Here is a 21,039-nt window from a genome sequence, read left to right on the forward strand (position 1 = left end):
CGCCCAGGGGGGGTTCCCCGGGCCGGCCTCCAACCAGACCCGGGCCCGCGACCTGCGGGCGCGTGAAGGGCCAGCACAGCACTAGGGGAGTTCGGAATGGCTCAGGGCACCGTCAAGTGGTTCAACGCGGAGAAGGGCTACGGCTTCATCGCGGTCGACGGTGGTGCGGACGTCTTCGTCCACTACAGCGCGATCCAGATGGACGGCTACCGCACCCTCGAGGAGGGCCAGCGGGTCGAGTTCGAGATCTCCCAGGGACAGAAGGGCCCGCAGGCGGACATGGTCCGCGCGGTCTGACCCCCTTCCGCTCCAGGAGCTCGGCGCGGCCCACTGCTGGTGGAACCCTCGCTTCTCGGCGGGCCCGTACGACGTGCGTCGTACGGGCCCGTTCGCGTTTCCCGGCGGCTCCCGCGGCGGCTCGCGGGTCGCCGATTGGGCTTGCACTCGACCACCTGGAGTGCTAATCATTGGCGTTAGCACTCACAGCGTGAGAGTGACAGCGGACCGGGTCGGTGAGGCCCCCGGGAGCGGTAGGGGAATGGACCCCCGCACACCAGGGCCGTCCGTCGCGGGCACCCCTTGGTCCGAGCAGTCGACCGTGTCCCGGAGGACCACTTCAGATGGCCAAGATCATCGCCTTTGATGAGGAAGCTCGCCGCGGCCTTGAGCGTGGCATGAACCAGCTCGCCGACGCAGTGAAGGTCACGCTCGGCCCCAAGGGTCGCAACGTCGTTCTGGAGAAGAAGTGGGGCGCCCCCACGATCACCAACGACGGTGTCTCCATCGCCAAGGAGATCGAGCTCGAGGACCCGTACGAGAAGATCGGTGCGGAGCTCGTCAAGGAGGTCGCCAAGAAGACGGACGACGTCGCGGGTGACGGCACCACCACCGCCACCGTGCTCGCCCAGGCCCTGGTTCGCGAGGGTCTGCGCAACGTCGCCGCCGGCGCCAACCCGATGGCTCTGAAGCGCGGCATCGAGAAGGCCGTCGCCGCCGTCTCGGACCAGCTGCTGGCCCAGGCCAAGGACGTGGAGACCAAGGAGCAGATCGCCTCCACCGCCTCCATCTCCGCCGCCGACACCCAGATCGGCGAGCTGATCGCCGAGGCCATGGACAAGGTCGGCAAGGAAGGCGTCATCACCGTCGAGGAGAGCAACACCTTCGGCCTGGAGCTCGAGCTCACCGAGGGCATGCGCTTCGACAAGGGCTACATCTCCGCCTACTTCGCCACCGACCTGGAGCGCATGGAGGCGACCTTCGAGGACCCGTACATCCTCATCGCCAACTCCAAGATCGGTTCGGTCAAGGACCTGCTCCCGCTGCTGGAGAAGGTCATGCAGAGCGGCAAGCCGCTCGTCATCATCGCCGAGGACGTCGAGGGCGAGGCCCTGTCGACCCTGGTCGTGAACAAGATCCGCGGCACCTTCAAGTCCGTCGCGGTCAAGGCCCCGGGCTTCGGCGACCGCCGCAAGGCCATGCTCGGCGACATCGCCATCCTCACCGGCGGCACCGTGATCTCCGAGGAGGTCGGCCTCAAGCTGGAGAACGCCGGTCTCGACCTGCTGGGCACCGCCCGCAAGGTGGTCATCACGAAGGACGAGACGACCATCGTCGACGGTGGCGGCGACAGCGAGCAGGTCGCCGGTCGCGTGAACCAGATCCGCGCCGAGATCGAGAACAGCGACTCGGACTACGACCGCGAGAAGCTCCAGGAGCGCCTCGCCAAGCTGGCCGGCGGCGTGGCCGTCATCAAGGCCGGCGCGGCCACCGAGGTGGAGCTCAAGGAGCGCAAGCACCGCATCGAGGACGCCGTCCGCAACGCGAAGGCCGCCGTCGAGGAGGGCATCGTCGCCGGTGGTGGCGTCGCCCTGCTGCAGGCCGGTGTCGCCTTCGAGAAGCTGGAGCTGGAGGGCGACGAGGCCACCGGTGCCAACATCGTCAAGGTCGCGCTGGAGGCCCCGATCAAGCAGATCGCGACCAACGCCGGCCTCGAGGGCGGCGTCGTGGTGGAGAAGGTGCGCAACCTCCCCGCCGGTCACGGCCTGAACGCCGCCACCAACGAGTACGTCGACCTGGTCGCCGAGGGCATCATCGACCCGGCCAAGGTCACCCGCTCCGCGCTGCAGAACGCCGCCTCCATCGCGGCGCTGTTCCTCACCACCGAGGCCGTCATCGCCGACAAGCCGGAGAAGGCCGCTGCGGCCGCCGGCGGCGGCATGCCGGGCGGTGACATGGACTTCTGATCCTGATCGCTCCGATCGGATCGGTTGACTCCCGTCCGCGTGGGCGGCTCCCTCAGGGGGCCGCCCACGCGGCGTTTCCGCGTTCGGGCGCCGGCGGGAGAGGATGGACGGATGGCTTCCGACGACATCGAGACCGCCCTGCACAACGCGCGGGCACTGATCCTGGCCGACCTCACCGCGCGGGACGTGGCGGACGCCGCCGTCGTCTCGCTGGTGGAGGACGCCGTCACCCACCGCCGCTGGTGGCTGGAGCAGTGGCCGGACGGCACCGAGTACGTCCTCGGGCTGATCGCCCAGGACGTCCAGGACGCCCTGCTGGAGGCCTACGGGCGGTGGCCGCTGTGCGCCGACTGCGCGGCCGACGGGGACCCGCACGCGCTGGGCGTGGAGCCGGAGCTGGGGCCGGAGCCGCACTGGGTGTGCGGCAAGCGGGGCGTGGTGGTGGCGCCGGTGGGGGAGCTCGTTTAGGGCCGGACCGGCCCCGGACCGGCCCGGCCGCCGCCGAGGTCCGCCAGCTCGGCGGTGAGGTTGGCGCGGGCGGCCGCGGTGAGGCGTTCGGCGGCGGCGGGGGTGCGGTAGAGCGCCGGGAGCGCCAGGAGCGCGCGCAGGACGGCGGCCCGGCCGGCGCGGAAGTCCGGCTCCGGGACGAAGCCGTACTCCTGGCGGACGGCGGCCGCGTACGCCGCGTACGCCTCGGGGGAGCCGCCGAGGACGGCGAGGTCCGCGTCGCAGAGCACCTCGCCGTCGCGGTCGCCCGGGGCGGGGTCGTGGGTGACGGTGAGCAGGACGAGCCGCTCGACCTCGGCGACCCGCTCGGGGGGCAGGCCGACGGCGGTCAGCGCGCGGACGGCCAGGGCGGCGCTGCGCTCCTCGTTCTCGGTGCGGTCCGGCCGGTAGACGGCGTCGTGGAACCACGCGGCGAGCCGGACGGTGTCCGGGTCGGCGGCGTGCCCGGCGAGCTCGTCGACGTGCCGCAGGACGGCGCGCAGGTGCTCGGGGGTGTGGTAGCGCCGCTGCGGCTCCGACCAGCGGCGCAGCAGCTCGCGGCCGTACGGTTCGGGGTCGTCGGCGGCGCCGCAGCGGTGCAGCAGGGCGGTCCAGGCGGTGAGCAGGTCCTCGGTCGCGGTGGGCATGCGGCCCATTGTGTCGGCTGGTTCCGGTGGACGGGATGTGCCGGTCGGCGATATATGTAGACGCATGACAGAACGCTCCATGCAGGAGCCCACGCTGCTTCTGCTCACCGCGCTGGCCGACGCCCCGAGGCACGGCTACGCGCTCATCCAGGAGATCTCCGCGATCTCGGACGGCCGGGTCAAGATGCGCACCGGCACGCTCTACGGGGCGCTCGACCGGCTGCTCGGCCAGGGCCTGATCGAGGTCGCCGCCGAGGAGGTCGTGGACGGCCGCGCCCGTCGCACCTACGCGCTGACCGATACCGGTCGGGGCGCGCTGGCCGCCGAGGCGGAGCGGCTGCGGGCCGTGGCCACCGAGGCCGAGCGGCGGCTGTCCGTCTCGGTCACCGCCGTCACTCCGAGGGTCAGGGGGGCCTTCGCATGAGCATGAACGGGACCGTCGCCGTCCGGACCGCACTGGCGCTCTACCCCGTCCGCTACCGGCGCGAGCGGGGCGAGGAGCTGGCCGACGTCTTCGCCGACACCACGGCGGGGGCCGGACCGGTGGCCAAGGTCCGGGAGCTGTTCGACCTGGGCGCCTACGGGCTGCGGATGCGGACCGGGCTGACCTCCTCCTCCGGGGGCGGCCGGCTGGCGGCGCTGGCCGCCCCGCTGGTGGTCGGGGCCGCCGGAGGGCTGGCGGCGGGCCATGCGCTGCTGACCTGCCTGACCCTCGGTCTGTCGCGCGCTTCGCTGCTGTACTCCCTGCCCTACTGGGTGATGTGCGGCGCTGCGGCGCTGTCCGCCGTCGTGGCGATGCTGGGGCGGTGGACGGCGGCGAAGCTGCTGGCCGTGGTGGCGGCGCTGGCGGCGGTGGCGGACCTGGTGCAGGCGGTGAGCGAGTCGCAGGTCGTCCAGCCGCTCTGGATCTTCCTCGCCGTCTTCGAGTGGAGCGGGCCGTTCGTGCTCTGGGCGCTGCTGCTGCTGGCCGCGCCGAAGGACGCCCTGCCGGTGCCGACCTGGCGGGAGCGGGGCCTGGCGCTGGCCGCGGCGGTGATCACCCCGGTCGCGGCGCTCACGGACAACGTCTACACCAGCTTCCACCAGCTGGACCCGCAGTGGCGTGCGCTGATGATCGCGGTGTCCCTGGTGATGGCGCTGTCGGCGGTGCGCGGCTGGTACCTGGTGGCCGTGCCGGGGCTGGTGGCGCTGCCGTGGGCGGTGTGCGTCAACCTTCAGGCGCTGTGGCAGCAGGAGGGCGGCGCCTGGCGGCTGCTGCCGATGGCGGTGCTGACGGTGGCGGCGGCGGTCGCGCTGGCGCTGCTGGGCCGCCCGAAGGGGATGGCCGGGCCGCGTGGGCGGCAGGCCGCCTGAGGCGGGGCTCGGCGGGGTGGCGGTCTCGCCGGGGGCGGTCGGATGTGGCAGGCTGTGCGATATGTCTAGACCAATTTTCGAAGTCATCGCGCTGACGCCCCAGGACGCCACGGCTGCCGAGTCGGGCGGCGCCGACCGGCTCGAACTGGTCACCGACATGGCCGCCGACGGCCTCACCCCGTCCGTCGAGGACTTCGGCCGGATCCGTTCCGCCGTCGCCCTGCCGCTGCGCGTCATGCTGCGGATCCGGGACGGCTTCGCCCCGGGCGACCTGGACGAGCTGTGCGCCCGGGCCGCCGCCCTGCGGGCCGAGGGGGCCGAGGAGTTCGTCCTCGGCTTCCTCGACGCCGACGGCGCGGTCGACCTGGCCGCCACCGCGGCCGTCGCCGGGGCGATCGCCGGCTGCCGCTGGACCTTCCACCGGGCGATCGACCACAGTGCCGACCGGGCCGCCCTGCGCGCCGCCGTCGGCGCCCTGCCCGGGCTGGACACCTTCCTCACCTCCGGCGCGGCCGCCGGCGTCGACGCCGGCCGCGAGGTGCTGGCCGCCGAGCTGGCCCGCGCGGGCGAGCCCGGGTACACCCAGCGGATCCTGATCGGCGGCGGCCTGCGGGCCGAGCACGTGCCGGGGCTGCGGGCGGAGGGCTTCGACGCCTTCCACGTCGGCGGCGCGGTCCGGGTCGACGGCTGGCGGACGCCGGTGGACGCGGCCAAGGTCGCCGAGTGGCGGGCGCTGATCGACGCCTGAGTGCGCGTCGGACGGGGCCGGCCCCGTGCGCGGGACCGGCCCCGTCGTGCTCCGCGGGCGCGGCCCTTTCGCCCTCCGCGGGCGCGGCCCCTTCGCCCTCCTCGGGCGCGGTTCAGCGGAGCTGCTCGGGCAGCGGCTCGGTGTGCAGCACCGTGAGCCCGGAGACGGCACGGGTCAGCGCCACGTACAGCCGGCGCAGGCCGGTCCGCTCGTCCGGCTCGCCGGCGACCACCGCGGCCGGCTCGTCCAGCACCACGTAGTCGTACTCCAGACCCTTGGCCAGCGACGCCGGGACGAGGGTCAGCCGGGAGTCGGCGCTGGTCTCGGTGCCGGGCGTCAGGTGCGCCAGCCCGGCGTCCGCCAACGCCCGGGCGAGCAGCGGGATCCTCGCGTCGGCGGCGATCAGGCCGGTCGAGCCCTCGTTCTTCAGCGCCTCCCGGCAGGCCGCGACGACCGCCTCCACCGCCTCCGGCCCGTCGACCCGCCGGACCGCCAGGGAGCCGGGCGCCTGGCGGACCGAGCCGGCCGGGGCCAGGCCCGGGGCGATCGCCGGGAGCAGCCGGGACGCGTAGGCGATGACCTCCTCGGGCACCCGGAAGCCCTTGGTCAGCTCCTCGACGTGCGCGTCCGGCTTGCCCAGGTGGCGCAGCGCCTCCGGCCAACTCGCCGTCGCCCAGGGCGTGGTGCCCTGGGCGAGGTCGCCGAGGACGGTCGCCGAGCCGGTGCTGCAGCGGCGGCCGACGGCGCGGTACTGCATCGGGGAGAGGTCCTGGGCCTCGTCCAGCACCACGTGCCCGAGCGAGGGCGTGCGCTGCACCAGGTCCGCCGCCTCGTCCACCAGGACGGCGTCGGCCGGCGTCCAGCGGGCGGTTCTCACCGAGCGGCCGGGCTTGGGCCACAGCACGGCCCGCTGCTCCTCGGGGGTGAGCACGCCCTCGGCGCACTCGGCGAGGAACTCCGGCTCGGAGAGCAACCGCAGCACCAGTTTGGCCGGGTCGACGGCCGGCCAGCACTCCTTGACCACGGCCTTGACGGCGCTGTTGCGGGCCACCGCGTCCTGCACCCGGTCGTCCGGGGCCTCCCCGGACTGCTCCATCTTCAGCAGCACGGCGTGCGCGATGCGCTGCGGCAGGGCGTCCCGGGCGGCGCCGTAGCGGATCTCGCGGCCCTTCAACTCCTCGATGATCTCGACCAGTTCGTACGCGGGGACGCGCCAGCGGCGGGAGCCCCGGACCACCACGCAGGGCTCGGTCGGCAGGGTGATCCCCGCGCGCACAGCCCGGCGCAGCACCTCGGCCATCCGGGCGTCGCCCTTCAGCCGGGCCGCCTCCGGGGAGTCCTCGCCCCGGACCTCGACGTGGGCGACCAGCTGCTGCACGGTGGCCTGGGCGACGTCCAGCTCGCCGAGGGCCGGGAGCACCTGCTCGATGTAGGAGAGGAAGGCGTTGTTCGGGCCGATCACCAGGGTGCCGGTGCGGGCCAGGCGCTCGCGGTGCGCGTACAGCAGGTAGGCGACGCGGTGCAGGCCGACGGCCGTCTTGCCGGTGCCGGGCGCCCCCTGGACGCAGATGGTGCCCGTGACGTCGGCGCGGACGATCTCGTCCTGCTCGGGCTGGATGGTGGCGACGATGTCGCGCATCGGGCCGACGCGGGGCTTCTCGATCTCGGCGGCGAGCAGCGCGGAGGCGGTGTCCGTCTCGGCCGGGTCGGTGAGGTGCTCGTCCTCGTAGGCGGTGAGTTCGCCGCCGGTGTAGCCGAAGCGGCGGCGGCGCTCGACGTCCATCGGGTCGGTGCGGCTGGCCCGGTAGAACGGCTGGGAGACGGGTGCGCGCCAGTCGATCACCATCGGGTCGCCGTCGGCGTCGTGGACGTGGCGGCGGCCGATGTAGAAGCTCTCCCCTCCTCCCGCCCGTCGCCCACCGCCACCCTTCCTCGGCGCGCTTCGCGCGGCACCTCCCGTTCCGCTCAGTTCCTCGCCGATCGGGTGGAGGTAGTCGAGGCGGCCGAAGAACAGCGGGGTGTCGGCGAGGTCGGCCAGGGCGGCGATCCTGGCCTCGATCTGGTTCTGGAGCACGACGGCGGACACCCAGGTGCCGGTCACGTCGCGCAGGTCCAGTGACTGGACGTCCTCGCGCATCGCGCGCAGTGCGGCGCGGGACGCGGCCAGGTGGTCGCGTTCGCGCTGGAGGGGGTCGGTGGTGGGGGTGGCGGGCACAGCGAACCTTCCCGGCTGCCCCGGACGCGGGCGCAGCGGATCGATGGAGCTCACGGTGGGTACGGCCGACCGGTTGCCGTGCGGTCGGCGCCTCCCCCGGCTGCCTGCGGAACACCGCCAGGTACCACGGTTCGGGAGGGGGCAGGCGGACGATCTTAGACCCGTCGGTCTCGGGGTTCCAGCCCCGCAGGTCTCAGGGGTCGCCGTACACCTGGAGGACGACCGGCGCCGCGGCGGATGCGGCCTTTGGAGTGATGCCCCGGGCCGGTCGGGTGCCTACCGTTGAAGACATGAGCAGAAAGAACAGCACCCCCCGTACGGGCCCGGCCGGTGCCACCGCCGTCCAGGGCCGCCACCGCAACCCGCTGAGCACGGCCGTCCGCAACCTCGGCATCGCCCTGGACACCGCCGCGCGGGTGATCTTCCTCGGGCGCGACGGTGTCCGTTACTGAGCGTCGCCGCGGTTACAGCACGTCGTCGGCGTCGACGATGCGGTACGCGTAGCCCTGCTCGGCCAGGAAGCGCTGCCGGTGGGCGGCGAAGTCCTGGTCCACGGTGTCCCGGGCGACCACCGAGTAGAAGTGCGCCGCGTGCCCGTCCGCCTTGGGGCGCAGGACGCGGCCCAGGCGCTGGGCCTCCTCCTGGCGGGAGCCGAAGGTCCCGGAGACCTGGATGGCCACGGTGGCCTCCGGCAGGTCGATCGAGAAGTTCGCGACCTTGGACACCACCAGGACGCTGATCTCCTTGTTGCGGAACGCGTCGAAGAGCTTCTCCCGCTGGGTGTTGCTGGTCTCGCCCTTGATCACGGGGGCGTCCAGGACCTCGCCGAGCTCGTCCAGCTGGTCGATGTACTGGCCGATGATCAGCGTCTGGTCCTTCTCGTGCTTCTTGACCAGCGCCTCCACCACCCGCCGCTTGGTCGCCGTGGTCGCGCAGAAGCGGTAGCGCTCCTCGGGCTCGGCGGTGGCGTAGGCCAGCCGCTCGGAGTCGGTCAGGGTGACCCGCACCTCGCAGCAGTCGGCGGGCGCGATGTAGCCCTGGGCCTCGATCTCCTTCCACGGGGCGTCGAAGCGCTTGGGCCCGATCAGGCTGAACACGTCGCCCTCGCGGCCGTCCTCGCGCACCAGCGTGGCGGTCAGGCCGAGCCGGCGGCGGGCCTGGAGGTCGGCGGTGAACTTGAACACGGGGGCGGGCAGCAGGTGGACCTCGTCGTAGACCACCAGGCCCCAGTTGCGGGCGTCGAACAGCTCCAGGTGCGCGTAGACGCCCTTCCGCTTGGTCGTCATCACCTGGTAGGTGGCGATGGTGACCGGGCGGATCTCCTTCCGGGTGCCGCTGTACTCGCCGATCTCGTCCTCGGTGAGCGAGGTGCGCTTGACCAGTTCGTGCTTCCACTGGCGGGCCGAGACGGTGTTGGTCACCAGGATCAGCGTGGTCGACTTGGCGTGCGCCATCGCGGCGGCGCCGACCAGCGTCTTCCCGGCGCCGCAGGGCAGCACGACGACGCCCGAGCCGCCGTGCCAGAAGCCCTCGACGGCCTGCGCCTGGTACGGGCGCAGCTGCCAGCCGTCCTCCTCGAGGTGGATCGGGTGCGCCTCGCCGTCCACGTAGCCGGCGAAGTCCTCGGCGGGCCAGCCGAGTTTGAGCAGCACCTGCTTGATCTGGCCGCGTTCGGAGGGGTGCACCACCACGGTGTCCGGGTCGACCCGGGCTCCGACCAGCGGCACGATCTTCTTGGAGCGCAGCACCTCCTCCAGCACCGGCCGGTCGGTGGTGGTCAGGACCAGCCCGTGCGTCGGGTGCTTGACCAGCTGGAGCCGGCCGTACCGGCCCATGGTGTCCGCCACGTCCACCAGCAGCGCGTGCGGCACCGGGTAGCGGGAGTACGTCACCAGGGCGTCCACCACCTGCTCGGCGTCGTGGCCGGCGGCGCGCGCGTTCCACAGCCCGAGCGGGGTCACCCGGTACGTGTGCACGTGCTCGGGTGCGCGCTCCAGTTCGGCGAACGGCGCGATGGCGCGGCGGCAGTCGGCGGCCTTGGGGTGGTCGATCTCCAGGAGAAGAGTTTTGTCGCTCTGGACGATGAGCGGTCCGTCGTTCACGCGGGGGAGCCCTCCACTGGCTGACAGGCTGGATGACGCAGACCCTCCAGTGTCGCTCATCGCGCGGGGTACGCGGGCGGGTCGTCGTGAGGGGGGGCGCGGGCGGGCTCGTCGCGCGGGGTGCGTGAGGGGGGCTCGTCGCGCTCGGCCGCGGGCGGCCCCGGCCCTGCGGGGCGCCGGGTGACCGGCGGGGCCCTCACTCGTTGGGCTGGGCATGAACAAGTCGAAGCGTGTTCTCACCGCCCTCGCCCTGATGGGCTCGGCCTTCGCCGCCACCGCCGCCTCGGCCGGCTCCGCGCACGCCCTCGCGGGCATCGGCGAGGGCCCCGGCGGCCTGCTCGCGGCGCCGGGCTTCCTGCTCGCGGACACCGTCACCGGAGGTGGACTGCCGGTCGGCCAGGGGCAGATCGGCAGCCTGGCGGACAAGGCGATCGCCGAGAAGATGAAGGAGTCGAAGGGGCACTGACGCCCCGGCCGTCAGCCGCCCCCCGCCGTTGGCTGTCCCGCCGTTGGCCGTCCGCCGCCCCGGCGGCCGTCACTCGTCGAGTTCGGCGACGCCCGTGATGCGGTGGAGGGCGAAGGTGCGCAGTTCGTCTGCGTGGTGGTCGAAGGCGGTGACGAAGCCGCCTTCGACCTTGACCGGGTCGATGATGCGCTGGCTGGCGATGCCCTCGGCGTTGAGGTAGCCGATCCACATCCGCTCGCCGAGCAGGACGGCGGTCTGCAGGGCGGCCAGGGTCTCGGCGGCCGCGGTGCGGGGCAGCCGGCGCGGGTCCGGGGCGGCCTCGCGGCGGGAGGCGGTCGCGGCGCGGTCACCGGCCCGGATGGCCTTGATCGCGGCCGCGAGCAGGGTGTCGTCCGGGGCGGGCGGGCCGTCGGGGACGGGCGTGGGCGCCGTCCGGGGCGGGGTGCGGTGGGTGTCCGGGCGGGTGATCAGCACGTCGCCCTCCGCGGATTCGGCGGCCGGGGCGTAACCCATCGCGCGCAGGGTGGCGAGCAGGACGTCCGGGGCGGCCTGGGAGGCCAGGACGGTGGGGGCGAGCAGCCGGAGCCGCAGGTCGGCGGCGCGGCGCTCGGCGAGCACCTCGCCGAGCAGCGAGGGGTCGTCGCAGCGCAGGTAGGAGGAGGCGGCGCCGACCCGCAGGATGCCGTGCCGGCGGGCGACGTCCTCGATCAGGTAGCCGAGCGGCTGCGGGACGGGCGTGCGGCTGTGCTGCGCCAGGAAGGCCTGGAGGTCGGCGGCGGTGCGGCCGGCGTCCAGGGCGCGGCGGACGGAGGCCGGGGTGAACCGGTAGACGGTGGCGCCGCCCTTGGACTCGATGTCGGCGCACAGCGCGAGCGCCTGGGCGAGCGGGGTGAGCAGCGGGCCGGGGGCGATCGCGGTGAGGTCCGGCTGGAGGATCACGTGGTCCAGCGGCTGCGGCAGCAGCGGGGCGAGCACCTCGGCCGGGTCGGACTCGGCGGTGAGCAGGGCGCGGGCGGGCGCGGCGAGGGCGCCGCGGCCGGTGATGCCGAGCAGTTCCGCCTCGGCGAGGGTCCAGGCGGTGAGGTCGTCGCGCAGCTCGCGGCCGTCCGGGCCGGTCGGGCCGCCGCGCAGCGGGCGCTGCCAGCGCAGGGCGGGCAGCAGTTCCTCGGCGGTGGCGGCGGTGCCGGGCGGCAGTTCGGCGAGCAGGGCGAGGGTGGCGCGGCGGACGGACGGGGCGAGGGTGCGGTCCAGTTCGGGGCCGAGGGCGGCGCGCGGCTTGCCCTTGCCGTCCGGGGTGCCGGTGAGGGCGGGCACGCGGGTGGCGCCGAGCCAGGCGGTGGCCAGGACGGCCCAGCGTTCGGCGGTGTCCAGTTGCAGCCAGCCGTCGTACGCCGGGGTCGGCGCCCAGCACTCGTCGACCTCGCCGTCGGGGGCCAGCAGGCCTGCGGTGTAAGCGAGTTCGAGCCAGAAGGCGGCCTGCTGCTCGGTGGTCCCGAGGGTCTGGGCGGTGCGCTTGAGGTCCCGTACGCCGAGGCCGCCGGCCCGCAGGGTGGGCGGCGGGTTGAGGCCCCAGGCGTCCAGGAGTTCCTCGACGGTCTTGACCGCGGTGTGCGCCTGGCCGGCCGCGGCGCCGTCCACGACCTGGGGATCGCGCGGGGCGGCGGCGGGCGCGGGCTCGGGCTGGAGGGGTTCGACGGTGCGGTGGGTGCGGCCGCCGCGCAGGTGCAGGGCCAGCTCGCGGGGCAGCACGACGCTGCCGGGGCTGGTGGGCAGCAGCAGGCCGCGGGCGAGCAGCCACTCGACGGGGCTCTGCGCGTCCTCGGCGGTGACGGGGCGGGTGGCGTCCGGGACGGTGCCGGTGGGCGGCCCCCAGACCAGCCGCTCCAGCAGGCGCAGCGCGGGCTCGGGGGCGGTGGCGAGCAGGGCGGCGCAGCGGGCGCGGTCGCTGAGCAGGGAGGTCAGGGCGGCGACGGCGGTGACCGGGTCCGGGGTGGGGGGTTGGCCGGCCGAGGCGAGCAGCTGTTGCAGCCGGGCCGGGGACATGCCGGCGGTGGCCTCGGCGAACGTCGGGCCGAGGCCGGTGCGGCCGGGGTTGGCGGCGGTCGGGGCGAGCGCCTCGCGCACCGCGAGGACCAGCCGCAGGCCGTTGTCCGGGCCCCAGAGCAGCGCGCGGTCGCGCAGGGTGGCGATCGCTCGGGGCAGCTCGGCGGCGACGGCGGACCGGTCGGCGGGGGTGAGCGGGGTGGCGCCGGGGTGCGGCTTGACCTTGGCCGGGCCGGTCAGCAGCGTCCGTACGGTGGCCAGACCGGTGCCGTCGGGGGCGGTGGCGAGGGCCTCGGCGACCTGGAGGGTGAAGCGGTCCAGCCGCTCCAGGGCGCGCAGCGCGGAGGCCCGCGAGGACAGCCGGGCGGACAGCTGGGTGAGGTCGCCGGGGACGGGGTTCAGGAGGTCGGGGCGGGAGCGGAGCAGGGCGGCCAGCGCGTCGTCGGGACGGGCGCGCAGCTCCTCGGCGAGGGTGCGGGGGCCGGTGGCGGACCTGCCCTGGCGTCGAGGGCCCTGCTGTGTGGTCATTCGACCTAGGTTAGTCGCGCGGGAGGACGGCCGGGCCCCCTGCGGCGGCGGGGGAGCGGCGGGCCGGGGTCTTCGTGGCGGGACTCGCGCGGGCGGGGCCCGGTGGGTAGCGTCACGGCCGAGGGCGGTTCGGTGGGCGGCCGCGCTCCCAGTGGGCGGGCCGGGCGAGGCGGGGTGTCGGTGATGACGGACGGCGAGTGGTGGCGCAAGAGCGGGCCGTGGAGCGAGCGGGCGGGGGCGTCGGGTCCGGGGGTGCCTGGTCCGGGGGCGCCCGGTTCCTCCGGGGCGGCGCCGGCGTCGGGTTCCCCGGAGGCGGCCGGGCCGGCGGGTGACGGCGCGGAGGGCGCGGGCGCGCGCGGAGTTCCGGCGGAGGACAGCGTCTACGGCCCGTCGGCGGCTCCGGCCGCGTCCGGCGGCATCCCGAACGTGTCGCTGGACCTGCCGGGCGTCGCCGGGCCCGAGACCGGTTCTGGGGTCATCCCGCCGCCCATGGTGCAGAGTTCGAGCCCGTGGACGATGACGATGCTCGACTTCTCGGACACCCCGCAGCCCGCGCCGAAGCCGGTCCCCGAGCAGCGGGTGGAGGAGGAGGCGGCGCCGGTCGAGCCGGCCGCGACGAAGCCGGGGAAGCAGCGGAAGGCCAGGGCCGGGGCCAAGGCCGCCCCCGCCGCCGGGGCCGGCCCGGCCAAGGGCGCCCGCAGGCCGTCCCCGCTGATCCTGCTCTCCTGCGGGCTGCTCGTCGGCGGCGCCGTGTCGGGCTTCTTCCCGGCGATGCTGGCGGGTTGGGGGCTCGGCTACCTGACCCGGCAGATCTCGGACATGACGCGCAAGTTCGTGATCCTCGGGATCCCGCTGATCACCATGAGCGCGTCCACCCTGTTCACGATGCAGCACGCCAAGGAGAGCGGCGGGGCCGCCCGAACGGGCTCGCCGCTGGGGGAGTTCAGCTGGTCGATGGCGCCGGGGGTGCTGCGGACGGCTGCGGTGCTGACGGCGGTCGTCCTGCTGCTGCTCGGCCTGCGCCGCCGCCGGCCGCAGCAGGGCTGAGCCCGCCGCTCGCCGCAACCCGCGCTGGGCCCGCCGCTCGCCGCGGCAGTGCTGAACGCGCCGCTCGCCGCAACCGGGGGCTGAGCACGGGCCGGCCCCGCACCCGGGTGGGTGCGGGGCCGGCCGTCGCGCCGCGGACCGGGTCAGGCCCGGCGGCGGCGCCACCAGACGATCGCCGCGCCGCCCGCGAGCAGTGCGGCGGCGGCGCCGGCCAGGGGCAGGACGTCGGTGCCGGTGCTGGCGAGGCTTCCGCCGCCGCCGCTGCCGCGGCCGCTGCTGCCGCCGGCCGGGGCCGGTGAGGGGCTGGCGCCGTCGTCACCCGCGGGGGTGGCGGCCGGAGTGCTCGGCGCGGTGGTGGGGGTGGGCGTGGGCGTACCGGTCGGTGTGCCCGTGGAGGTCGAGGTCGGCGTCGGCGTCGGGGTCGAGGTCGGCGTCGCGGTGGGGGTCGGGGTGTCCGTCGGGGTCGGGGTCGGCGTGGGGCCGGTGTCGGCGGGTCCGCCGCCGCCGAGGAGCAGCAGGTCGTCGCTGTCCGCCTTGTCGGTCATGGCCTTCACCGAGGTCTGCGCGGAGCGCGGCAGGTCCTTGTGCTTGGCCGTGAACTCGGTCGCGCCGATGTCCTGCTTGGGCGACTGGGAGAAGTCCACGCCGCCCACGACGCAGATCCTCCCGTCGTTCCCGCACGGGTAGCTGTAGTCGCCCTGGGTGAAGGACTTCACGTACTCCTCCCAGGTCTGGCGCGGCGTCCAGCCCTTGTTCGCGCCGCGCAGCGGCCACCCGGAGACGTCGTTGCTGTTGATCACCGACCGGTAGTCGGTGGCCTCCTGCTGGTCCTGCTGCCGCACGTACTCGGCGGCGACCCGGGCGCTGTAGACGCGGCGCAGGTCGGCGTACGCCGGGGCGGTGTTGACCTTGTGCTCGATGCCCGGGACGACGATCTCGCGGACCAGCCGCTCGAAGGTGTGGGTCTGGGCCTCGGTGAGCGAGCAGTCGCCGTTCGGGTTGTGGGCGGTGGTGACGGCCGCCTCGGAGTTCACCTTCAGCGGCGCGTCGAGGATGTACACGCCGTTCTCGTCGGCGCGGATCCTGGCGGGCAGCGGCACGATCCAGTTCCGCTCGATCGGCCCGCAGTCCAGGCCCTCGGCCTGCATGGCCTCCCAGAGCTTCTTGCCGGTGCCCTGGCGCGGGTCGACGTCCCTGGCCCAGTCGTGCTTCATCTCCAGGTCCGCCTGGAGCAGCACCCGCCCGGCGTCGGTCCTGCCGAAGGCCGGGTCCATGATCCGGTCGGGCTGGTCGGGCATCAGGTTCACCCAGAACTTGTCCGGGGTGAGCGCGAGCCAGGTGAAGAAGGAGTCCGAGATGAGCTGGGCCTTCTCCTGGCCGCCCCAGCCGACGTTCTCCTCGTCCTCGTCGGCCTTCTTGGCGGCGAACGCGTAGTTGAGCGCCTGGCCCTTGACCGGCTTGCCGACGTAGGAGAGCTGCAGGGTGGAGAAGTCCACCCCGCCGGGCCCGCGCACCCGCAGGCCGGTCGGGTCCTCGGCGCGGATGCGCGCCATCCGCTCCGCCATGTCCTTCGGGGTGGGCATCGAGCCCTCGATGTTCCGGGCGGCGCCGCCGGAGGGCTGCTTGGCGCCCGTGTTCATGTACGGGTCGGGCTTGGAGGTGTTCGGGTCGAACCTGGAGACGGGCACCCCGGTCGACCGGTGCTCGTAGCTGCGCACGCGCGGGTTGGCCGGGTCCGATCCCACCTCGCTGTTGACCTTGGCGAGGTACTTCGTGGTGGCGCTCTTCTTCTCCTCGCCGAAGACGTACGTGAGGCGTGCGTCCTTGCGCTGGGGGTCCTGGAGGAAGGTCCGGTTGGCGAGGTCCTGGGTGGTGTCCCGGCCGCCGCCGGCCTTGAACTCCAGGAAGTCGTTGGTCCTGTAGTTGACCGCGTCGAACTTGCGGACCAGCGGCTTGTTCGTCTTCGGGTCGATGACCGGCTTGCCGTCCTTGTCCAGGATGGGGATCTCCTCCTGGCAGAGCCAGTCGGGGCCGACCAGTCCGAGGTCCTTGACCACCTTCTCCTCGTAGAAGGCGCCGCGCCGGTTGTTGTTGTTCGGCAGGATGTAGGCGTCGGAGAGCCACTTCTCGAAGGTGCCGTACTTGGTGTTCTGCGGGTCGCGGGTCAGGTAGTTCTTGTACCGCGCGTAGACGCGTTCCTTGGTGTTCTCGGGGTACTTCTCGTAGTCCGAGTCGAACTGCTTGAGGAACTCCTCCTGTTGGGCCGGGTCGGACGGGAGGGTGAGCCCGTCGAAGGCCTGGCGCGGGGCGTCGAAGTCGTACGTGTCCCAGGACGACTTGTCCCGGACGCTGTCGGACGCCTTGTTCCAGGGGAAGGACGTCCCCTGCGGGGCGCCCTTCGCGCTCTGGTAGATCTCGTCGCAGCGCTTGCCCTTGGCCGCGTACGCGGTGCCCTGGAGACCGGGCAGGCCGGTGACGGCCAGGACGGCGGTGCAGGCGAGTGCGAGGCCGCCGCGCGCCCAGATGCGCGCGCGGCGGGGTATCAGGTCTGTCACGTGGCTACTCCCCCAAGGAGCCCGCAGATGAAGGCAGTTGGCCGGGCGGCGTCGGGACGGGCCCCGATTGACGTGTGCGCCGCCAGAGTTCGAACAGTAGACGGCCGACGGTGTTCGCGTCTCGTCGATTCCACGTCGTGTCGAACGTCAACGCACCTTGCACACAAGTCGGTTACGGCGCCACGGGGCGCTCGGCGCATAGGCTGCCGGCATGGATCCGATCGACACCCCCGAGTGGGCCGACAACCCCCGGCTGTCCGGGTGGCTCGCCGAGCAGCGCCAGGCGTTCCCGGCGTGGGCGGCCGAGCACGGCGGTGACTGGGACTTCGCGCCCGCCTCGCTCGACCGGCTGGAGGACCTGATCCGCAGCCGGTTCGACACCTGGGAGGAGGTCCGGGACGCCCGCGGGACTCCGCTGCTGGAGGTCGCCGCGTGGTACCTGGGCGAGACGCTGGTCCGCCGCTGCGGGGTGATGTGGCGCTGCATGCCCGCCCTGCCGCAGCCGCACCCGCCGGCCGGCGGCTACCCGCTGGTGACGTACGCCCGGGACGGCCTGACGGAGTACGAACAGGAGGTGCTCGAGGACCTGGAGGAGCGGCTGGAGATGTCCGTTCCGCTGCTCGATCCGGCCGATGCCATCCGGTCGCTGTTCGCCGTGCCGGGCTACCGGCTGGCGGGCACCGTCGACCGGTTCGACCGGTTCCAGGAGTGGCGCCGGAGCCTGCCGGGCGAGGTCGACTGATCCCGCCCGCGCGGGCCCCCACGGCCGGAATCCCCGGCGGAGCGCTCCAGTAGAGTGCGGCCGGACGACGGGAGGTGGCGCGGTGCGGATCGTGGTGGACGATCTCTCGGGGCCGGAGATCGCGGAGTTCCTGGCCGAGCACGTGCGGGAGATGCGGTCGATCACGCCGCCGGAGAGCACGCACGCACTGGACCTCGACGGGCTGCGGCGCCCGGAGGTGACCTTCTGGTCGGTGCTGGACGGGCCGGAGCTGGTCGGCTGCGGTGCGCTCAAGCAGCTGGGCGGCGGGCACGCGGAGCTCAAGTCGATGCGCACCAGCGCCCGGCGCAAGCGCAGCGGCGTCGCCTCGCTGCTGCTGGCCCACATCATCGCGCAGGCCCGGGCGCGGGGGTGCACCCGGCTGAGCCTGGAGACCGGGTCGGCCGAGTTCTTCCGGCCGGCGCGGGAGTTGTACCGGAAGTTCGGGTTCGAGGAGTGCGGGCCCTTCGGGGAGTACCGGCCGGACCCGCACAGCACGTTCATGACCCGGCGGCTCGAGGGGGCCGGGTAGCGGTCCGGCCGTCCGGCTCCGACGTCCGCGCCCGGCGGGTGGCCGGCTAGCAGAGGGCCGCGAAGCCCGTGCAGAGCAGGCGGATGCTCCGCGCGAACTTCTCGTCCTGGCTCAGGCGGGGGATCAAGTCGCCCATGACCAGGGGGAAGCGCTCGCTCAGGTCGGCGAACAGCTCGGCGGTGACGGTAGGCGGGGTGGTCGGCTGGTTCTGCTCCTGGAGCACGAAGCCGGTGACGTGGCTGAGCAGGGTGTCGGCGGCGGTGCCGCAGTGTTCGGCGGGCAGGCCGGCGTCGAGCAGGGTGCGCAGCAGGCGCTCCATCAGGGAGAGGGCGCCGGTGCTGAGCACGCCGGGGCTCTCGGCGAGGAGCTGGGCGCCGCCGGGGTGCTGCTTGATCTCCGCGCGCAGGGTGGTGGTCTGGGCTTCGACGCGGTCCTGCCAGGTGGCGGTGGGCGGGAGTGCGGCGAGGGCTTCGGTGCCAGCGTCGTAGGCGCGCCGGCAGACCCGGTCGGCCATCAGGGCGAGCAGTTCCTCCTTGCCGCGCACGTGGTAGTAGAGGCTGCCGGCGTGGGCGTCGAGTCGGTCGGCGACCTGGCGCATCGACAGGTTGTGGTAGCCGACCTCCGCGAAGACGGCCATGCCCGCATCGACGATGCGCTCCTTGGTGAGCTTCATGAGATCCACCGCTTCATGGGATCCACCGTACCTCGTTTTCCAACACCGTTCGAAAACTGTGCTAGCTTTGCGCCGTCGGGTTTCGAACAGCGTTGGAATCGCTGGAACCGGGGGAGTGACGGGCATGGGGGCGATCGTCTTCAACGTGACCACGGCTGCGCTGATGGTCATGATGGTCAACTGCGGGCTCGGGGTGGTCGGCCGGGACACCCTGCGCGGGCGGCCGGTCCCCTGGGCGGCGGTCGCCCTGACCGCCACGGCCGTCGGCGGCGTCCTGCTCCAGCTCGCATGGTCCGGGGCCATGGACGCGCTGGACGCGGACCCCGCCAGGTCCGGCTGGTGGCGCGAGTTCACCTCGGTGTTCATGCAGAACGGCGGGCTCTTCGGCGGCCTGTGGAACATCGTCACCCTGGCCGCGGTCGCCGCACTCGCCCAGTGGTACTGGGGAGGCCCGCTCACCCTCGGCTTCTTCCTCGCCGGCATCCTGCTGCCCGGCCGGATCGACACCCTGCTCGGCCTCGGCGACGGCCCGAGCACCGACCCCCGCAACTTCGCCGGCAGCTCCGGCGCGACCTACTTCCTCGGCGCCACCCTCGCGCTGGCCCTCCTCACCCGCACCCGCCTGCCCAAGGAGATCGCCCTGGCGGCCGGAGTCCCGGTGCTGGGCCTGGCGATGTGGCTCGCCCAGGACAACGGCCACGGCCTGGTGTCGGTCTACGGGTTCGCCCTCGGCGCGGCCGTCCACGCGGTCCGCCGCTCGGTGGCGCGCCGGTAGCCCGGGCCCCGAGCGCGGCTCGGAACTTCCGTCCGCGCTGGACGGGACGTATTCGCGGTGACTGTCACATTCGTCCGCCGGGATCCGTCGGTGCGGTAGTGAACCACCGACGACAGTACGAAGGGACGGCAGCGCGATGCTGACGAACATCATGTACGTGACGGTCTACGTGACCGACCAGGAGCGCGCCCTGAAGTTCTACGCCGACCAGCTCGGCCTGGAGAAGCGCATCGACCACCCGGGCCCGGACGGCCGCTTCCTCACCGTGGCCGTCCCCGGCAGTCCGCTGGAGATCATCCTCTGGCCGCACGCCCCGGCAGCCGGGCAGCCGGCCGGGAGCCAGGAGGGCGGGACGCCCGGTCCGGTCTTCATCGAGTCGGACGACCTGCGGGCCGACTTCGAGGTGCTGCGCGAGCGGGGCGTGACCTTCGAGCAGCCGGAACCGGAGGACTACGGCTTCGGCGTCCGCATCGAGGCCGTCGACCCGGACGGCAACCGGATCTCCCTGCGTCAGCGCGCCGCCTGGCAGGCCCGCGACAAGGGCTGAGCGGCAGACGCCCCGGGACGGGTGGCCCGAAAGCGGAGAGGGGGGTTAACACCCGTACGGCACGGGTGCTTTCCCCGTTCTTCGCGGCCGCCCGTCCGACCAGACTCGGGGCATGCCCACACAGCCCCTGACGATGACCAAGGCTCCCGGAGCCGCCGAGGCCGCCGAGGCCGCCGCCCCCCGGCCGGACGGCGGCGGCAGCGACTTCGCCCGGTTGAGCCGCCGGATAGCCGCCGAAGGGCTGCTCGACCGCCGCCCCGGCTACTACGCCGTCCGGGTGGGCCTGGTGCTCGCCGCGTTCCTCGGCGGCTGGTGCGCGCTGTTCGCGCTGGGCGACACCTGGTGGCAGCTCGGCCTGGCGGCGGGGATGTCCGTCGTGTTCGCCCAGATCGGGCTGCTCGCCCACGACCTGGCGCACCGCCAGGTGTTCGAGCGGCGGCTGCCGAGCGAGATCGGCGGGCGGATCGCCGCCAACCTGCTGATGGGCATGAGCTACGGCTGGTGGATGAACAAGCACACCCGCCACCACGCCAATCCCAACCACGAGGAGCGGGATCCGGACGTCGCCCCCGACCTCGTCGTCTGGTCGCAGCGGCAGGCCCGGCAGGCGAGCGGGCTCGCCCGGTTCATCGGGCGCCGGCAGGCGTACCTGTTCTTCCCGCTGCTCCTGCTGGAGGGCCTCAACCTCAGCTTCAACAGCTTCCGCGCACTGCGCAGCCCGGTGATCAAGCGGCCGCTGCTGGAGGGCGCCCTGCTGGTCGTCCACTTCGCGGCCTACTTCGGGCTCGTCTTCGCCGCGCTGCCGGTCGGCAAGGCGGTGGCGTTCCTCGCGGTGCACCAGGCGCTGCTGGGCGTCTACCTGGGCTGCGTCTTCGCCCCGAACCACAAGGGCATGCTGATGGTGACCCCGGAGATGCGGCTGGACTTCCTGCGCCGCCAGGTGCTCACCTCGCGCAACGTGCGGGGCGGTCCGGTCGTCGACTCCCTGATGGGCGGGCTCAACTACCAGGTGGAGCACCACCTGTTCCCCAACATGCCGACCCCCGCACTGGGGCGGGCCGCGCGGATCACCCGGGCGTTCTGCGCGGAGAAGGGCATTCCGTACTACGAGACGGGCCTGCTCCGCTCGTACCGGGAGATCCTGGGCCACCTGCACCGGACGGGGGAGCCGATCCGCTCGGGTGAGTGAGGGGCGGAGGGGCCCGGGGTGGGGGGGGGGGGGGGGGGGGCCCGACCCCCCCCCCCCCGGCCCCGCGGCTAAACGCGGGGGTGGGCGCGACCGGGGGGGGGCCGGCCCCAACAACAAACCACGCCCCGCG

At 73.7% G+C, this 21,039-nt stretch carries 20 protein-coding genes; 14 read left to right on the forward strand and 6 right to left on the reverse strand.

Features of this window, described 5'->3' with window-relative positions; genetic code table 11:
• The first annotated feature begins 96 nt into the window (after positions 1 to 96).
• The 3 genes from ACGF07_RS26760 to ACGF07_RS26770 all read left to right on the forward strand — a co-directional run bounded on the left by ACGF07_RS26760 (position 97) and on the right by ACGF07_RS26770 (position 2,711).
• Positions 97 to 297, forward strand: coding sequence for a cold-shock protein (locus ACGF07_RS26760; protein WP_153461112.1), 201 nt, complete (start codon positions 97 to 99; stop codon positions 295 to 297).
• A 323-nt stretch (positions 298 to 620) separates the two neighbouring features.
• Positions 621 to 2,243 carry a chaperonin GroEL gene (groL, locus tag ACGF07_RS26765; protein ID WP_350744283.1) on the forward strand — a complete coding sequence of 541 codons (1,623 nt, stop codon included), beginning with the start codon at positions 621 to 623 and terminating at the stop codon, positions 2,241 to 2,243.
• Between the two features lie 111 nt (positions 2,244 to 2,354).
• Complete coding sequence (locus tag ACGF07_RS26770; protein ID WP_350744282.1) at positions 2,355 to 2,711, forward strand: hypothetical protein; 357 nt, start codon at positions 2,355 to 2,357, stop codon at positions 2,709 to 2,711.
• On the opposite strand, the gene ACGF07_RS26775 is transcribed toward ACGF07_RS26770, so the two are convergent.
• The gene (locus ACGF07_RS26775) at positions 2,708 to 3,385 is read right to left on the reverse strand and encodes a hypothetical protein (protein ID WP_392902714.1); all 678 of its coding nucleotides are present in this window, start codon (positions 3,383 to 3,385) and stop codon (positions 2,708 to 2,710) included. The genes ACGF07_RS26770 and ACGF07_RS26775 overlap by 4 nt on opposite strands.
• A 55-nt stretch (positions 3,386 to 3,440) precedes the next feature.
• Between ACGF07_RS26775 and ACGF07_RS26780 the strand changes: the two genes are divergently transcribed.
• The 3 genes from ACGF07_RS26780 (at position 3,441) to ACGF07_RS26790 (ending at position 5,477) form a co-directional block, all read left to right on the forward strand.
• Positions 3,441 to 3,800 (forward strand): PadR family transcriptional regulator, encoded by a 360-nt coding sequence (locus ACGF07_RS26780; protein WP_350744280.1) that lies wholly within the window; start codon positions 3,441 to 3,443, stop codon positions 3,798 to 3,800.
• Positions 3,797 to 4,729, forward strand: a complete 933-nt coding sequence (locus ACGF07_RS26785) for a hypothetical protein (RefSeq protein WP_392902717.1) — start codon at positions 3,797 to 3,799, stop codon at positions 4,727 to 4,729. Before ACGF07_RS26780 ends, ACGF07_RS26785 begins: the two co-directional genes overlap by 4 nt.
• Before the next feature lie 61 nt (positions 4,730 to 4,790).
• Positions 4,791 to 5,477 (forward strand): copper homeostasis protein CutC, encoded by a 687-nt coding sequence (locus ACGF07_RS26790; protein WP_392902719.1) that lies wholly within the window; start codon positions 4,791 to 4,793, stop codon positions 5,475 to 5,477.
• Between the two features lie 112 nt (positions 5,478 to 5,589).
• Here ACGF07_RS26790 and ACGF07_RS26795 read toward each other — a convergent pair whose 3' ends face one another.
• Entirely contained in the window at positions 5,590 to 7,614 is a 2,025-nt protein-coding gene (locus ACGF07_RS26795) for a HelD family protein (RefSeq protein WP_392902742.1), read from the reverse strand.
• Positions 7,615 to 7,982: 368 nt separating this feature from the next.
• Here ACGF07_RS26795 and ACGF07_RS26800 point away from each other — a divergent pair, with 368 nt between their 5' ends.
• Positions 7,983 to 8,144, forward strand: coding sequence for a hypothetical protein (locus ACGF07_RS26800; protein WP_350744276.1), 162 nt, complete (start codon positions 7,983 to 7,985; stop codon positions 8,142 to 8,144).
• A gap of 12 nt (positions 8,145 to 8,156) precedes the next feature.
• On the opposite strand, the gene ACGF07_RS26805 is transcribed toward ACGF07_RS26800, so the two are convergent.
• Entirely contained in the window at positions 8,157 to 9,794 is a 1,638-nt protein-coding gene (locus ACGF07_RS26805) for a DNA repair helicase XPB (protein ID WP_350744275.1), read from the reverse strand.
• Positions 9,795 to 10,008: 214 nt separating this feature from the next.
• Between ACGF07_RS26805 and ACGF07_RS26810 the strand changes: the two genes are divergently transcribed.
• Positions 10,009 to 10,260, forward strand: coding sequence for a hypothetical protein (locus ACGF07_RS26810; protein WP_350744274.1), 252 nt, complete (start codon positions 10,009 to 10,011; stop codon positions 10,258 to 10,260).
• 69 nt (positions 10,261 to 10,329) lie between these two features.
• Here the strand turns inward: ACGF07_RS26810 and ACGF07_RS26815 are convergent, their stop codons facing one another.
• Positions 10,330 to 12,831, reverse strand: coding sequence for a helicase-associated domain-containing protein (locus ACGF07_RS26815; RefSeq protein WP_392902723.1), 2,502 nt, complete (start codon positions 12,829 to 12,831; stop codon positions 10,330 to 10,332).
• 183 nt (positions 12,832 to 13,014) lie between these two features.
• Here ACGF07_RS26815 and ACGF07_RS26820 point away from each other — a divergent pair, with 183 nt between their 5' ends.
• On the forward strand, positions 13,015 to 13,878 hold the full coding sequence (locus ACGF07_RS26820) for a hypothetical protein (RefSeq protein ID WP_392902725.1): 864 nt from the start codon (positions 13,015 to 13,017) through the stop codon (positions 13,876 to 13,878).
• A 143-nt stretch (positions 13,879 to 14,021) separates the two neighbouring features.
• Here ACGF07_RS26820 and ACGF07_RS26825 read toward each other — a convergent pair whose 3' ends face one another.
• A complete protein-coding gene (locus ACGF07_RS26825) occupies positions 14,022 to 16,433 on the reverse strand; it encodes an LPXTG cell wall anchor domain-containing protein (protein WP_392902728.1) in 2,412 nt (803 codons plus the stop codon).
• Between the two features lie 211 nt (positions 16,434 to 16,644).
• Here ACGF07_RS26825 and ACGF07_RS26830 point away from each other — a divergent pair, with 211 nt between their 5' ends.
• Positions 16,645 to 17,175, forward strand: a complete 531-nt coding sequence (locus tag ACGF07_RS26830) for a hypothetical protein (RefSeq protein WP_362563849.1) — start codon at positions 16,645 to 16,647, stop codon at positions 17,173 to 17,175.
• A gap of 82 nt (positions 17,176 to 17,257) precedes the next feature.
• Positions 17,258 to 17,725, forward strand: a complete 468-nt coding sequence (locus ACGF07_RS26835; RefSeq protein WP_392902731.1) for a GNAT family N-acetyltransferase — start codon at positions 17,258 to 17,260, stop codon at positions 17,723 to 17,725.
• A gap of 46 nt (positions 17,726 to 17,771) precedes the next feature.
• Here ACGF07_RS26835 and ACGF07_RS26840 read toward each other — a convergent pair whose 3' ends face one another.
• Positions 17,772 to 18,398 carry a TetR/AcrR family transcriptional regulator gene (locus tag ACGF07_RS26840; RefSeq protein ID WP_392902744.1) on the reverse strand — a complete coding sequence of 209 codons (627 nt, stop codon included), beginning with the start codon at positions 18,396 to 18,398 and terminating at the stop codon, positions 17,772 to 17,774.
• Positions 18,399 to 18,522: 124 nt separating this feature from the next.
• On the opposite strand from ACGF07_RS26840, the gene ACGF07_RS26845 reads away from it, so the two are divergent.
• The 3 genes from ACGF07_RS26845 to ACGF07_RS26855 all read left to right on the forward strand — a co-directional run bounded on the left by ACGF07_RS26845 (position 18,523) and on the right by ACGF07_RS26855 (position 20,909).
• A complete protein-coding gene (locus tag ACGF07_RS26845; RefSeq protein WP_392902733.1) occupies positions 18,523 to 19,173 on the forward strand; it encodes a hypothetical protein in 651 nt (216 codons plus the stop codon).
• A 136-nt stretch (positions 19,174 to 19,309) separates the two neighbouring features.
• Positions 19,310 to 19,720 (forward strand): VOC family protein, encoded by a 411-nt coding sequence (locus ACGF07_RS26850; protein ID WP_392902735.1) that lies wholly within the window; start codon positions 19,310 to 19,312, stop codon positions 19,718 to 19,720.
• A 112-nt stretch (positions 19,721 to 19,832) separates the two neighbouring features.
• Positions 19,833 to 20,909, forward strand: coding sequence for a fatty acid desaturase family protein (locus ACGF07_RS26855; protein WP_392902737.1), 1,077 nt, complete (start codon positions 19,833 to 19,835; stop codon positions 20,907 to 20,909).
• Positions 20,910 to 21,039: the final 130 nt, after the last annotated feature.

This window comes from Kitasatospora sp. NPDC048194 (assembly GCF_043202455.1).
Classification (GTDB): Bacteria; Actinomycetota; Actinomycetes; order Streptomycetales; family Streptomycetaceae; genus Kitasatospora.